The sequence below is a fragment of the Armatimonadota bacterium genome (assembly GCA_017993055.1).
In the GTDB taxonomy this organism is placed as follows: Bacteria; Armatimonadota; UBA5829; order DTJY01; family DTJY01; genus JAGONM01.
The window spans coordinates 127,380-142,197 of sequence record JAGONM010000001.1 but is presented as its reverse complement, the minus strand read 5'-3'; the positions used below and the strand labels follow the sequence as shown (position 1 = coordinate 142,197).

The window sequence follows — 14,818 nt, the reverse complement described above, 5'->3', positions numbered from 1 at the left end:
AACGATGCCGAAACATACCTCGGTCCGCCTTGACTCCGCCCGCCGCCAAACCTATACTTGAACCGAAATGGCGAGCGGCGGGCGGATGCAGTGTGTGGATCTCGGGCGGATCGGTTACGGCGAGGCGCTGGAACTCCAGAAGAAACTTCTCGCCCTCCGGCTCGACGCGCGAATCCCGGACACGCTTCTTCTCCTCGAGCACGACCCCGTCATCACAATCGGCACGGCGGGCGGTGCCGAGAACATCCTCGCCGACGAGGAGCGCCTCCGACTCTCAGGGGTCGAGGTTCACCGCACCGACCGCGGGGGCAACATCACCTATCACGGGCCGGGACAACTGGTCGGCTACCCGATCTTCGACCTGCGCGGTCACGGCAGGGATGTACACCTTTTCCTGAGACAACTTGAACAGAGTGTGATAGAAGTCCTGGCCCGGTACGACATCCAGGGAGAGGCGGTCCCGAGACTCACCGGCGTGTGGGTCGGCGGCGACAAGATCTGCTCGATCGGGGTGGCCGTCCGCCGCTGGATCAGCTACCACGGTTTCGCGCTGAACGTCAGCCCGGACTTCTCCCACTGGTCGTTCATCCACCCATGCGGGCTGGTGGGCAAGGAAGTCACCTCGATCGAGCGCATCCTCGGCAGTCCGGTGGACATGGCCGGGGTGAAGGCCCTCGCTGCGGAGAAGGTCGCGGCGGTCTTCGGGCTCGCGCTGGAGTGGTCTGACCTGTCGGGCGAGTCGAACGATGAATAGAAGAATCCCGGAGTGGCTCACGGTCAAGGCGCCGAGGCGCGGAATGTACGAGGAGATGGCGGGTTTCCTGGCCTCCATGGGCCTGCACACCGTCTGCCAGAGCGCGAGCTGCCCGAACATAGGCGAGTGCTTCTCGCGCCACACCGCGACGTTCATGATCCTCGGCGATGCGTGCACCCGAAGCTGCGGGTTCTGCGGGGTCTCACACGACGCTCCGCATCCGGTTGACCCTGACGAGCCGCGCCGCGTCGCTGAGGCGTCGGTCAGACTCGGACTCAGGTATGTCGTCGTCACCTCGGTCACGCGCGACGACCTTCCGGACGGCGGGGCCGGGCACTTCGCCGAGACGGTCCGGCAGCTCAAGGCCGCGATCCCCGGCGCGAAGGTCGAGGTCCTCATCCCGGACTTCGGGGGCGATGAGGACGCGCTCCGGGCCGTCCTCGACTCGGCGCCCTTCGTCCTCAACCACAACGTCGAAACCGTGCCGCGGCTCTACTCGACCGTGAGGCCGCAGGCGGTCTACGAGCGCTCGCTGGTGGTGCTTGAAACAGCCCGGAGGTTTCGCACGTCTATACATACTAAGTCGGGTTTGATGGTCGGGCTCGGCGAGGAACAGGGAGAGGTTCTAGAGGTTCTCAGCGATCTCCGCCGGGCAGGATGCGACATCGCGACCATCGGCCAGTACCTTCAGCCTTCAAAGCGAAACCTCCCCGTGGTCGAGTACGTCCCGCCGTCTCAGTTCGATGAATACGCTCGAGTCGGCCGCGAGATGGGGTTCTCTTACGTCGCGTCCGGGCCGTTCGTCCGCAGTTCCTATCACGCCGAGGAGGTCAGCAGGGATAGTGATCGGTAACCGTTGACCCGTGCCACGCGAGGTTCACACCGGGTTACTGAGTAGTGGCTACCGGTTACGGCCGGCTTCTCGATGCGAAGACCAAGGCGCCCCGCACGAACCATACTGCTTCTCTCGATGGCCGCCGCTTTTGCGGTATCGGCGGCGTACCTCATCACGTCCGCCCGGTCCGCGTGGAGGTCCCTGCCTCAGACCCTCTCTTCGATCGTCTCCGAGCAGGTCAAGGGCAGGTTCCGTGTCGGCAGGGTTGACGTCTCTCTGAGCGGGATGGTGTTCCACGACGTATCGCTCTCGTCGGACGAGCGCGGCCGCGATCGGTTCCTCGACGCGGAATCGGTCCGGGTCGGCGTGAGGCTGCTGGACGTCGTCAGGGGTGGCGACGACCCCCTCCGCGCGATAGAGACCGTCGAGGTGATCCGCCCGAACGTCTTCTTGGAACGCAGATCCGACGGCCGATGGAACGTCTCCGGCCTGCTCAGACCATCGAAGGACCGCCGGATGGATCGGTTCCGCGCGGTGGCGGTTGTCAAGGAAGGAAGCGTGACCCTGCTGGACCGCAAGGTCGAGGGTGAGCCGCAGATCAACCGCCTGGCGGGGATCGACGCGATTGCAGACCTCACCAAAGCGCCGATCGCTGCGCTCAGGCTCGCCGCCGACGGTGATCCGAAACGCCTGGGCAAGGTCTCCATCGTCGGCCGGTACGATATGGCCGGGCATTCGTTCGAGGGGCAGTTCAGCGGGATGAACGCCGATGCCTCATACTGGTCGAAGTACCCGCACGACCTGCGGTTCATGCATGTGGGATCGGGCAGAGCCGACGCGCACATGACCTTCTCGCAAGCCGGAGACGACAAGCCTTTCAGGTACGAGGCCGAGCTTCTCGTCTCCGACGCCTCGGTCCGGCTGAACTGGATGCGCGAGCCTGCAACCGGCGTCAAGGGTACGGTCGGACTCAGGGAAGAGAAGGTTTCCCTTGCGCTTGACGCGCGGCTCGGCTCGACGCCTGTGCTCATCTCAGGAAATGTGACCGGGTTCGAGGACATCAGGCTCGCCCTCGATCTGAAGTCCGACCGCGCGAACTTCCGCGAGATCAGCCGGGTTCTTGGGGTAGCCGCGCCGAAGGGCACCATCCTGCCGACGTCCGGTCAGGCGCTCGTTTCGGTCACCGGAGCGTCGAAGTCGCCGACGGCGGTCTTCAGGATCGAGGCGCCGGGGGTTTCATACGAGGAGTATGCTGCAGAGGCAGTCCGTCTCGAGGGCAGGTATGTCGGCGACGGCGTGTCGTTCCGCGGCTCGGTCGGGCGCTTCGCGGGCGGGTCGGCGCAGGTCTCCGGCGAGTTCGGGTGGGGCGCGCGCCGGGGAGCGGATATTCGGGGCGCCGCTTCGGGAGTTCGCCTGTCGCGGCTTCCCATCTTCAGAGGTCACCCGGTCGAGGCGCTCACCTCGGGCGGCTTCACGGTTGCATGGAGACCTTCAGGACTGCTGGCGACTTATCGCGGCACGATCGCCGAAGGGTCGTTCGGCGGACACGAGTTCGACTCGGGCGAGATCGCCATGACGTATGACGGGATCGTCGCGAGGATCGAGGACTTCAGCGCGAGGACGCTCGGCGGGCGAGTCGCGTTCTCAGGAAGCGTTTCGTCCCGGGGCGATCTCGATCTCGAGGCGTCCGGCTCGGGCATTGTCCTCGCCGAGCTCCAGAGGCTCTACTGGCAACGGCCGACCTCGGGCGCCCTGCAGTTTACAGGCAGACTCGGGGGGCGCGCCGAAGCGCCGACTTTCGACGGTCGTGTCGAAGGCTATGATGTGAAGTTCGGTGAGATCGGCGCCGAGCGGATCACCGCGGATGTGAACGTGTCTCGGGACCGGATCGTCCTTCGCGAGATGGAAGTCAACGACTCCGAGGCGACGCTGACAGCGTCGGGACAGATATCGCACCCCTTCTCCATCATTCCCAGTGCCGGGCTGACGCTTCGCCTGGAGGATTTCGATGTCGCCCGATGGGCGGCGTCCGCCGGCCTGCCGGTTGCCCTCGCCGGGCGTGTTTCCTCCGATCTCACCGTCTCCGGGATGCTCGCGTCTCCGGAGATTGCGGGGGGTTTCCGAATCGAGGATGGTCGTGTCGCCGGCGGGGCGCTCGACTCGGTGGAGGGGCGGGTCTCCTACCGCAACTCGCTGTTCGCCCTCGAGGGCTTCGAGGTCCGCATCGGCGCCGGCGTCATCGAAGCCGGCGGCACGTACGGCCTGAGAGACGATCGGATATCGGCGGTATTCAGCGCCCGCGGCCTCCCATTGTCCCGCCTTGCCGGGGGCATCCGTAAGTACGCCGTGCTCTCCGGCGATCTCGATGTGAGCGGCGAGATTTCCGGCACCTCCGAGCTGCCCGAGGCCCGGGCGGCCCTGACTTCCGGGAACCCGACGGTCAACGGTGAGCCCATCGGCTCGTTTGCTGCCGACGCGGCGTGGATGGCCGACGGCGTTCACGTCGGCAGGGCGTCAATCGCGGACGGAGACGCCGAGTACTCGGTCTCGAATCTGCGGTGGTCGCCGTCGCTGAATACCGTCGAGGTGTCGGGAGAGGTCCGGAACGCGCTGATCGAGAGGTTGATGGCCGTCGCGGCCAGAGCCCCTCGAAACGACGGCACCGCGCTTCTGCACCGCCGCCTCGCCTCGATCCCCAGGCCTCTCCACGGCGTCCTCGGCGCAAAGATATCAGGCGGCTTCGTCGCTTCCGACGACGGCGCGATCCCCGATCTCCACATCGAAGCCCGGGTGCGCGGCGCGAGGATAGGCCCCAGCGACATAGAGACGGTCAACCTCGACGCCGATTGGCAGGGCGACGTATTCAGCGTGAGCAGGCTCGAGGCGCTCGACGGAGATACCGATCTCGTCGCCGAGGCGGTTTTCGGCCCGGAGAAGAGAATTGGCTTGCGGTTGGATGCGCACGGACTCGACGTGGGTCCGGCGGGCAAATGGCTGAGACTGAAACAAAACATTTCCGGGATCGGCGACGTAACCATTATAGCGGAAGGCACCGCGGAGGCGCCTTCCGTAGATGCGTCCTTTGACATTCAGCATCCTGTAGTCGAAGGCACGGCGTTCGACGCCCTCCGCGCGAGGTTCTCGAGTTCTTCGAGCGAAGACGGCGAATCGCCAGGGGACAGGATCAATATTGACGATCTGACGGTCGTTCTCGGAGACAGTCAGTTGAGCGCTTCGGGCTTCATCCCGATTGACTGGGAGAAGCACGAAGTGCCGCGGGACAGGCAGCTCTTCATGGAGATGCTGGTAGACGAGAAGAGCCTGGAACTCCTCTCGGCATTCGCGGGCGACGCCATCGAGGGAGAGACGGGAGGGGCGCTCGCCGGCAAGCTGAATCTGACCGGGACGATTGACAGCCCCGCTGTGCAGGGCGGCCTCAAGTGGCGCGAAGGCAGGGTAAAGGTCGCCCGCCTGAATGAGACGTTCGAGCAGATCGAGGCGGATATCACCCTCAACCGGCACACGCTCTCGGTTGATACGCTCACCGGCCTCTCGTCCGGCGGCGGCGGGTTCTCCGTCAGCGGAGAGGTAGACCTGACGGGTATGAAGCCGCGCCTCGATCTCGCCGCGCGCACTTCGGCCATGAGGGTGTCCGGAAAGGACATCAGCGGGCAGTACGGGGAAGACGTCAATCTCGTTCTCGATTCGAATCTTCGGGCGGTCGGCGACTGGCGGAAGCCCCGCCTGTCGGGAAACGTGTCCATTCCGACAGGCACGGTGAGGCTCGCCGGCACCGATGACAGACCGGACCGGAAGGAACCGCTCGCCTTCGACCCGGAGTTCGATCTTCGCGTATCGCTCGGCCGCGACCTGATGATGAAGTCGTCGCGGCTGGAGACCGGGCTTCCCGGCTACCTGTCCATCGGCGGACGCCTGAGCGCTCCGGCCGTGGACGGCACGATCAGCCTCGCGGACGGCACGATCATGCTCCCGCTTCGCTCGTTCAAGATGCTGCCGGGAAGCGAGATGCAGATCAGGCTTACTCCCGGGCAGCCGGTGATGGTCCTGCTGGACATCCAGGCGAGGGGCACGCTCGTGGACATCTCGCCGCTGGGCAAGCGGACGAGGTACACCGTGACGATGGAGGCGACCGGGCCGCTCGACCATATTCGGCCGACGTTCACCTCGTCGCCGGTGGGGCTGTCGGAGCAGCGGATAATCGCGCTGGCGACCGGGCAGTACCAGTTCGAGCAGATATTGAGGGGCGGCTCGGGTCAGGACATCGGCAGGGAGCTGTCCGGCCTGTTCTCGTCCGCGATGCTGCCCACCGTGTTCGAGCCGATCGAACAGGCCCTCGAGGAAGCGTTCGGCGTTGACGAGTTTTCGCTCGAGATGGGCTATCGCGAGGCTGTTCAGGTCAGCATAAGCGACCAGTTGGGCGGCGACTTCTTTATCAGTTACTCGGCCGCCCTGGGATCGAGACCGGACTACGCCGACAGCCAGTATGAGTTGAAGCTCTCATACCGGCTGAGAAACTACCTGGAACTGAGCGGCTGGACGGGTGACAACAGGGTGTTCGGCGTGAGCGCGGAGGGCCGGATTCGCTTCTAGCCGGCAGTGAGAGGATAGTTGCGTCGGCGCGGGTAATATTATACTATGTCTCCGGACTCCAACCGATGCGCGCTGAGCCTCTCCCCGCTGGCGGAGGTATCCCCGGGTGCTCTCCGGCTTCTTCTGATACTCGGGCTAGGGCGAGGCGCGCGGGATGATGCAGTTGGGGACGCAGCGAAGGCCGACGATGCGGTCGGAGATCCACCCGCGTTCGATGAGTTGCTCAGGGACTATCACAAGCGGGTCTACAACCTGATCTACAGGTTGATCGGCGATCCCGATGACGCGGCCGATCTCACGCAGGAGACCTTCGTGAGGGCCTACAGGGCCTATCCCCGGTTTAGGGGTTCGGCCTCGGCTGTCTATCCCTGGCTCTGCCGAATCGCCGTGAACGCCGGGAAGAACAAGCTGAAGGAAGCAAGCCGCCGGAGCGCCCACGAGGCCGGATCGCTCGACGAGCCCGTCGGCGGAGGCGATTCCGCGGAGCGGCGGGAGCATGGGGACGAATCAGCGGACCCGCTGGGCCTTGTGCAGGCGCAGGAGTTGGGCGCGACGATCCAGGGCGCGATTCAGGCCCTCCCGCCCGAGTTTCGAATGGTCGTGGTGCTGAGGGATATGAACGGCCTGTCCTACAAGGAAGTCGCTGAGGCCGCGGGGTTGTCGCTCGATCTCGTCAGAACTCGTCTTTTCAGGGCCAGAGAGATGCTTCGCAGGCGTCTCTCGGCTTATTTGGAGGGGTAGCGCCAGGCCGCCTGACCCGTACGGACGGCGGACCCGAGCACCTCCTGCAATCGGAGAGTGCGGATCACGTGCAGGAAGAATCGCAAGGAAAGGTAGGACTGCAAATGCGCTTCAGAAGACTGACCGCCGGCATGATCATCATGCTGCTGGCACTCGGCCTGGTTCTCCCGGGCGCGATTTCAGCCCAGGACAAACTGATAACCGAGGTGGCCGTGGCCGGCAATCAGAACATCTCAAAGGAAGCCGTCCTGACGGCCGTGACACTCAAGGCCGGCGACACTTTTGCCGAAGAGGCCGTTCAACAGTCCCGGCAGGCAATCATGTCCATGGGCAACTTCGAGCGGGTGATCGTAGGCACCGAAACCACGGAAGGCGGCCTGCGGGTAGTGTTCAATGTCGTCGAGAACCCCGTGGTCAAGCAGATCAAGTTCGTCGGCAATACGGCGATCTCTGCCGAGCAGTTGCTTGCCCTCATGCGCACGTCGGTCGGCAACGTGCTGAACACGAACATGCTGGAGCGTGACGCCGATGCCATTCGCGAACTCTACAGGGGCCAGGGATACATCGCCGACGTTACGGAAGAGATCGGCATTGACCCCGATACGGGCGTGCTCACCATTCCGATCATGGAGAACGTCGTCGAGTCTGTCGAGGTGACCGGGAACAAGAAGACGAAGAGCATCGTCATTCTGCGCGAGATGGAACTCAAGCCCGGGGACGTCTACAACAGCCGGACGCTGATCCGCGACCTCACGCGAATCTACGACCTCGACTTCTTCGAGGTGGACGTGGAGCAGTGGTACAAGCTCGAACCCGGCTCGGAGATCGGGAAGCTGAAGGTGGTGATCCCGCTCAAGGAGAAGAAGACCGGCCAGGTGACGCTCGGGGTGGGGTACAGCTCGCGACAGAGGCTTGTCGGTCAGGCAAAGGTTTCCGAGACGAACTTCCAGGGGCGAGGACGCGGCATCAGCGCGCTGTGGGAGGTCGGCAACACGAGCCGCGGAACGAGCTACGAACTCGGGTACTATGAGCCGTGGCTGGACGCAAGGCATACCTCGCTCTCAGCCAGCCTCTACAACAAGCTGATATACAGGTTCTCCTCCAACGTGCTCGGATCCACCGGCGGTGACAGCGACTACGACGAGCGCAGGCAGGGCGCCAGCATCACGCTCGGCCGGCCTCTGAGCCGGACCTCGAAGGGTTTCCTTACCCTGAGAGGAGAGTCGGTTGACACGCGGGTGGACCTGCTCGACCCGAGCGATCCGGACTACGAGGCCCGCAGGCTGCTGAGCCAGGCCGGCGACGTGGCATCCGCCACCCTCAGGTTTACGAACAACTCCCGGGATTCCGAACTCGACCCGGTGAGCGGCATGTACAGCTCGTACGCCCTGGAACTCGGCCAGTCGAACTTCACCACTGCGGCTGATCAAGAGGGCGACTCGTTCTTCAGCAAGTACAGCGTGGACTTCCGCAAGTACTTCAGCAAGGGCGGAATGAGAAAGGACCCGAACGAGAAGCGCCGAACGATCGCCGTCCGCCTGATGGTCGGCAGCCTTACCGGAAAGGTGCCGTTCTTCGAGCAGTACTTCACCGGCGGCGCCGAGACTCTGAGAGGCTACAAGGAGGATCGTTTCTGGGGCCGGAACACCTTCCTCTTGAGTACCGAATACCGTTTCCCGGTCTCATCCGGGCTGACCGGCGTCGGATTCGTTGACGTCGGCGATGCGTGGGGCGCCGAGGGCGCATTCCTCGATGTTGGAGACGCCTTCGGGGATTCCCTGGTACAGCATGCCGACTTCGACCCCAGCGTCGGCTACGGCGTCGGCATCCGTGTCCGTACGCCTATAGGCCCGATCAGGCTGGACTACGGCTTCGGCACCGAGGGATCGAGGGCGCACTTCAGCCTGGGACACGTGTTCTAGAGACGCTTTCGCCTTGTCCCGAACGGGGCGATCTGCCATGATCGAGCCGCCGCTATCAGGAATGCCGGGGCGGAAATCCATTACCAGAAGGAGCTATCACATGCCGAGAATACGCACCATCATCACAGTTGCCGCAGTAGCGTTCTGCTTCGCGCTGGGCATAATCCTCACCGGTCCCGCGGTGTCCGCGGAGGCGCAGGTGTTCGCGTCCGTGGACGTCGAGAAGGCGTTCAACGACTACAAGAAGAAGCAGGATCTGGACAAGCAGGTGATGGCCGAGCTTCAGCAGCTTCAGTCGAAGCTCGAGCTCAGGCAGACCCATCCGCTCTTGACCAAGGCGGAGTTCGACGAGTTGGCGGCTCTGAAGGCGAAAGAGAAGCCGACCGACGCTGAGAAGAAGCGCATCGAGACGATGGAGGCAATGTCCACTCAGAAGGAGAAGGACCTCCAGGCGCTCCGCCAGAAGACCACGCCGACCGACGAGGAGAAGGCATCCATGGCGGCCTTGCAGGAAGTCGCCAAGCAGACTGAGACCGAACTGCGCGACTCGGCTAAGCAGGCCGACACCGAATGGCAGGCCAAGAGATACGAGCTCAGCAAGCAGGTCATGGAGGACGTGCAGGCAGCGGTCGCGGCAGTGGCCAAGCAGAAGAACATCACCATGGTCTTCAACAAGTCCGCGGGCGAAACCGTGCTCGTCGTGTACTCATCGAATGACATTACCGCCGACGTCATAGCAAGGCTCAACAAAGGCTAGCGGCAGTTCAATGCGGCTCGCACCGGTTCTCTGGACACTCATGCTGGCGGCAGCCGTACCCTTGGGCGGGTACGGAGTGCGAACTGTCGTTCAGGAGATGGAGAATGCGCCTTCCGCCGTCGCATCCCCGCCAAACCAGGTGGAGGTGTCGGTGCGGAGCGGTGCGTTCCCACTCGACTTGCGAGTCCCGCATCTACAAGCAGCCGGGCCTGGTCCGGGCCGCGAGCGTCCGCGGCCGGTTGGCAGCCCGTCATCGTTTGCCGGGGAGATCGAGCGGGAGATCGCCGCAGTGCGCGATGAGTGGGAAACCCGTCGCCGGGAGATGGCGTCCAATCGGGCTTCATCCACCCCACTCGACACAGCCGATGGGTTCTCCAGTCCGCCGGAGCCCGTTTTCGCCAGGGTCACCGAGCCGATGCTGGATGTCGAGAGGAAGTATGCGCCTCAGTTTCTGAACTGCCGGCTGCGAGTCAGACTGCTCGAGGCGCGCCTGGCGGAAGCTGTCGGGAACGATCGGGAGTACCTCAGCCGGAGGCTCGAAGAGGCCGGGGCCTCGCTGGCAAAGGTCGAAGCGGCCTACGCCGGAGAAATGGAACTGGCGCGTCTCGAGACCGAGATGCAGGTGTCGGAGCCCAGGACAGCCGACGCGCGCGTCGGGCCGGCCGAGACTCGATCCGCAGCCGCCGAAGAGACGGCTCGTCCGGGAAGCGTTCCCGGCGGAGACGAGAGATGATTCGCAAGTCCGTGGGGGAGCTGGCGGGGATGGTCGGCGGAGAAGTGGTCGGCGATCCGTCCGTGGTGATAGCCGGCGCCGCCGACATTGAGGACGCCTGTGCGGGCGACATCGTCTTCGCCGACTCCCCGAAGAACCTGGATGATGCGCTCGCTTCGGCGGCGGCGGCGGTGATAGCGCATCCGGATGCGAAGAGCGCGTCCAAACCCCTGATCCGAGCGGCCAACCCCAAGTTGTCGTTCGCCCGGGCTATATCCGCCTTGACCCCGGAGCCTGAGCGTCCGGTCGGGATAGACTCGACGTCCCGAGTGGGAACAGGCCTCAAGGCCGGCAGGGACGTCTCCATCGGGTTCAATGCCTTTGTAGGGGACGACGTTACGCTCGGCGACGGGGTCTGGATCCATCCATACGCGTACATCGGCAGTAACGTCAGTGTAGGGAATGGATCGGTCATCCGCCCGATGGTGGCGGTTCTGGACAACGTAACGATCGGCGTCGGAGTGACGATTCACGCCGGCTCGGTGATCGGCGCGGACGGGTTCGGCTATATTGCGGTCGGCGGCGAGCACATCAAGATTCCGCAGGTCGGAAGCGTGGTGATCGGCGACAACGTCGAGATCGGCGCCAACTGCACGATTGATCGGGCGCGCACCGGAAAGACCGAGATCGGAAGCGGCACCAAGATAGACAACATGGTGCATATCGCGCACAACGTCACCATAGGCCGGAACTGCATCATAGTGGCGCAGACCGGCATCTCGGGCAGTGTGGAGATAGGCGACCGAGTCATGTTCGGCGGCCAGTGCGGGGTGGCGGACCATGTGACGATCGGCGACGGCGCGATGATGTGCGCCCGGACCGGCGTGATCGGGGACGTGCCGGCCGGCGCGTTCGTCTACGGGTTTCCCGCCCGGCCGCACAAGGACGAGATGCGCGTCCAGGCCGCCACCCGCAAGCTGCCCGAGTTGCTGAAGACCGTTCGCCACCTCGAGAAGCGGATCAGGGCGCTGGAAGAGAGCCCTGAATGAACTCCGGTGGGCGACACTCGCTGAGGTCCGCCGTCTCCATGCAAGGTATCGGCCTGCACACCGGCGAACCCTGTACCATGACGTTGGAGCCCGCGCCGGCGCAAACCGGCATAGTCTTCGTGACGCCGGGGGGCTCGATCGAGGCATCGGTGGACAATGTCTGCGGGACCTCTCGGTGCACCTGCCTTAGGTCCGGGGACGCCGAGGTCAGCACCGTGGAGCACGTTCTGGCAGCGCTGTTCGGGATGCGTGTGGACGACGCTCTCATCCGAGTTGACGGGTCGGAGCTTCCCGCGGGCGACGGCAGCGCACTTCCCTTCGTTGATCTCATCGAACAGGCCGGGATCGAGCCGCGAGGCGGCGAGCCGCCCCGGATCGAGGCTGAGTTGCCGGTGTGGGTGATGGACGGCGAGAAGTGCTGCATCGCGCTGCCCGCGAGCGGCTTCCGGGTGACCGGGCTGGTCTCGTTCGACCATCCGATGATCGGGGAGCAGGCGTTCAGCGCCTGGATGAGTCCCGAGGTGTTCAAGCGGGAGATCGCTCCTGCGCGCACCTTCTGCATGGCGGAGGAGGTCGAACAGCTCCGGGCCGCCGGATTGGGACTCGGAGGCCGAGAAGACAACGTCCTGGTCGTGCACGGCGATCGCTATTCGCAGGACCTGCGATTTGCCGACGAGATCGTTCGGCACAAGGTTCTGGACATGGTGGGCGACCTTTCACTCATCGGCGGCATGCCGGACGCGGACGTGATGGGAATCAGATCGGGCCATGCGCTGCACGTGGCGCTGGCGAGGCGAATGTTGAAGGAAGACCCCGGCCGTCAGACCGGACCGGGGCAAGGAGGTTGATATCATGCTGGATGTGGAACAGATTCAGGCTATACTGCCGCATCGCTATCCGTTCCTGCTGGTAGACAGGATACTGGAGATCGAACCGGGTCGGAGGGCCGTCGGACTCAAGAGCGTTACCTTCAACGAGGCTTTCTTTCAGGGGCATTTCCCCGGCCATCCGGTCATGCCCGGGGTGCTGGTTCTGGAGGCGATGGCGCAGGTCGGCGGCGTGCTGCTTCTAAGTATGACGGGAAACGACGGCAAGCTGGCCTACTTCGGGGGTATTGACAAGGTCCGCTTCCGAAAGCCTGTTGTTCCCGGGGACCAACTCGTTACCGAAGTCGAACTGGTGAAGAACCGGGGCAACATGGGCAGGGTTCGAGTCACCGGTCGAGTGGACATGCAAGTCGTGTGCGAAGGCGAGTTTGTGTTCGCTCTCGTAGAGCCGAACGGCATGGAGTCCGTGGAGGAATCAGATGAAGCCATTACAGAGTCCGACCGAACTCTCGTTGCCAAGTGACGTCGCCCATGCCGCTTCGGGAGGCGTTGTGATACACGAGACAGCGATAGTTGATTCGGGCGCCGAGCTTGGCATCGGGGTTGAGATCGGCGCGTACAGCATAGTCGGTCCTGACGTGCGGATCGGAGACGGCTGCGTCATCGCGCCGCATGTTATGATCGAGCCCTATACGACGATTGGGAAGAACTGCCGGGTATGGTCGGGAGCAATCCTCGGAGGCCGCCCACAGGATCACAAGTTCAGCGGTGAGCGGAGTTTCCTGTCCCTGGGCGACAACAACATCATCCGCGAGTATGTCACCGTGCATAGGGCGACCGGCGAGGGCAACGTCACCACCATCGGCAATGACAATATGTTCATGGCCTACTGCCACGTCGGGCACAACTGCACGATCGGGAGCGGCATCATGATGGCCAACATGGTAGGCATCAGCGGCCACGTGATCGTGGAAGACAAGGTTGTCTTCGGCGGTATGGTCGGAGTGCACCAGTTCGTGCGGATCGGCAAGATGGCGATGGTCGGAGGCTACTCGAAGATCGTCCAGGATGTCCCGCCGTTCTCGATGGTTGACGGCCGCCCCGCGAAGGTATATGACCTGAACGTGATCGGCCTCCGCCGCAGCGGAGTGCGACCGGCCGTGCGAAACGGCCTCAGGCAGGCGTACAAGCTGCTCTATCGTTCGAACCTGAACCTCTCGCAGGCTGTCGAGAGCATCGAGAGCGAGGTCGAGCCGAGCCCTGAGCGGGACTACCTGCTCGAGTTCGTGCGGAGTGTGAAGGTCGGGTTCGCCGGACGGCAGCTCGACCAGCGGTAGATGATGAGCGGCGGCCCGGTCATCTCCATGATTGCCGGTGAAGCGTCGGGCGACCTGCAGGGGGCGAGGCTTGCGACCCGCATCCGCGAAATGGTCCCGTCTGCGCGGATATGGGGCATCGGCGGCCGCAGGATGCGCGAGGCCGGCGCCGACCTGATGCACGACAGCTCATCGTGGAGCGCCATAGGTTTCGCCGAGTCGCTGAAGCTCGTGCCCGGGCTGATTCGAATCCAGTCTCGCCTTGTGAGGCGGATCGAGGCCGATCCTCCGGACCTGCTCGTGCTCATAGATTTCGGCGCGTTCAACGTCCGCCTGGCGCGCGGAGTCCGGGGGCTGGGGATAAAGGTTCTGTACTACTTCCCGCCGGGGTCGTGGAAGAGGGGCAGTACGTATGAGAAGCTGCAGGGACTGGTGGACGCCGTCGTCACCCCGTTCCCCTGGTCTGCCGAGACGCTTCGGCGCAAAGGCTTCCGCGCGGAGTTCTTCGGACATCCCTTGCTCGATTCCGCGAAACCGTCGCTCACTGAGGCCGAGTTTCGCGGGGGTTTCGGGTTCGACGGATCGGCTGGGATCGCAGCTCTGCTGCCCGGCAGCCGCGATCACGAGGTGGCGCACAATCTGCCGGCCATGATAGCGTCGGCGGCAGGGCTGAGCCGGCCGAGGCCGGACCTGCAATATGCCGTTCCGATCGCGCCGACGGTGGATATCCGCGCGCTTGCGGACGGCCTTCAGGGCATGCCGTGGCTGGACGTGCGACTCGACGGGCGGCAGGAGGCTTCGACCGGGCGAGTCCGATCCCGCATCGCCGGGTCCGTGAAGTCCCTGATGCGGCGCGATGGGATCTCGGAGCCGCCCGGGCCGGTTACCGTCAATCTGCTGTCCGGAATGTCGCGTGAAGTTCTTGCGTATTCCCGCGCCGCGGTCGTCTGCTCAGGGACCGCGACGCTGGAAGCCGCTGTTCTCGGCTGTCCGATGGTCGTCGTCTATCGCGGGTCAAGGTTGATGCAGCTCGAATACCGCCTCATGGGCGGCGGAATCGGATTCTTCGGCATGCCGAACATAATCGCCGATGAGGAGATCTGTCCGGAACTGCTTCAGGATGATGCGTCTCCTTCTCGGATCGCGGCCCTCCTGGAGCCGCTGCTCGACGAGACGGCCGAACGTCGTCGGATGCTGGAGTGCCTGGCCGAGACCGTCAGCGTGCTCGGCAGTCCGGGCGCGGTGGACAAGACCGCATCGCTTGCGCTCGACCTGATCGGGCGCGGCGGCTAGG

The 14,818-nt window shown here is 64.1% G+C and carries 12 protein-coding genes; all 12 read left to right on the top strand.

All coding sequences use genetic code 11. The annotated features are described in order from the left end of the window. Positions 1–85 precede the first annotated feature (85 nt). The 12 genes from lipB to KBC96_00545 all read left to right on the top strand — a co-directional run bounded on the left by lipB (position 86) and on the right by KBC96_00545 (position 14,817). The gene (gene lipB / locus KBC96_00600; protein MBP6962886.1) at positions 86–754 is read left to right on the top strand and encodes a lipoyl(octanoyl) transferase LipB; all 669 of its coding nucleotides are present in this window, start codon (positions 86–88) and stop codon (positions 752–754) included. Next, complete coding sequence (gene lipA / locus KBC96_00595) at positions 747–1,607, top strand: lipoyl synthase (protein MBP6962885.1); 861 nt, start codon at positions 747–749, stop codon at positions 1,605–1,607. Before lipB ends, lipA begins: the two co-directional genes overlap by 8 nt. A 72-nt stretch (positions 1,608–1,679) precedes the next feature. Continuing rightward, positions 1,680–6,200, top strand: a complete 4,521-nt coding sequence (locus KBC96_00590; GenBank protein ID MBP6962884.1) for a translocation/assembly module TamB domain-containing protein — start codon at positions 1,680–1,682, stop codon at positions 6,198–6,200. A 45-nt stretch (positions 6,201–6,245) separates the two neighbouring features. Further along, on the top strand, positions 6,246–6,941 hold the full coding sequence (locus tag KBC96_00585; protein ID MBP6962883.1) for a sigma-70 family RNA polymerase sigma factor: 696 nt from the start codon (positions 6,246–6,248) through the stop codon (positions 6,939–6,941). Between the two features lie 104 nt (positions 6,942–7,045). Then, positions 7,046–8,863 carry a BamA/TamA family outer membrane protein gene (locus KBC96_00580; protein ID MBP6962882.1) on the top strand — a complete coding sequence of 606 codons (1,818 nt, stop codon included), beginning with the start codon at positions 7,046–7,048 and terminating at the stop codon, positions 8,861–8,863. A 100-nt stretch (positions 8,864–8,963) separates the two neighbouring features. After that, positions 8,964–9,620: an OmpH family outer membrane protein gene (locus tag KBC96_00575; protein ID MBP6962881.1), complete on the top strand. Its 657-nt coding sequence runs from the start codon at positions 8,964–8,966 to the stop codon at positions 9,618–9,620. 76 nt (positions 9,621–9,696) lie between these two features. Continuing rightward, positions 9,697–10,353: a hypothetical protein gene (locus KBC96_00570; GenBank protein ID MBP6962880.1), complete on the top strand. Its 657-nt coding sequence runs from the start codon at positions 9,697–9,699 to the stop codon at positions 10,351–10,353. Then, entirely contained in the window at positions 10,350–11,381 is a 1,032-nt protein-coding gene (gene lpxD / locus KBC96_00565) for a UDP-3-O-(3-hydroxymyristoyl)glucosamine N-acyltransferase (GenBank protein ID MBP6962879.1), read from the top strand. Before KBC96_00570 ends, lpxD begins: the two co-directional genes overlap by 4 nt. Continuing rightward, on the top strand, positions 11,378–12,229 hold the full coding sequence (lpxC, locus tag KBC96_00560; protein MBP6962878.1) for a UDP-3-O-[3-hydroxymyristoyl] N-acetylglucosamine deacetylase: 852 nt from the start codon (positions 11,378–11,380) through the stop codon (positions 12,227–12,229). Before lpxD ends, lpxC begins: the two co-directional genes overlap by 4 nt. A 4-nt stretch (positions 12,230–12,233) precedes the next feature. Next, positions 12,234–12,731, top strand: a complete 498-nt coding sequence (gene fabZ, locus KBC96_00555; GenBank protein MBP6962877.1) for a 3-hydroxyacyl-ACP dehydratase FabZ — start codon at positions 12,234–12,236, stop codon at positions 12,729–12,731. Next, entirely contained in the window at positions 12,688–13,545 is an 858-nt protein-coding gene (gene lpxA / locus KBC96_00550; protein MBP6962876.1) for an acyl-ACP--UDP-N-acetylglucosamine O-acyltransferase, read from the top strand. The genes fabZ and lpxA overlap by 44 nt, the downstream gene beginning before the upstream one ends. Then, complete coding sequence (locus tag KBC96_00545; protein MBP6962875.1) at positions 13,546–14,817, top strand: hypothetical protein; 1,272 nt, start codon at positions 13,546–13,548, stop codon at positions 14,815–14,817. It abuts the gene before it with no gap. Position 14,818: the final 1 nt, after the last annotated feature.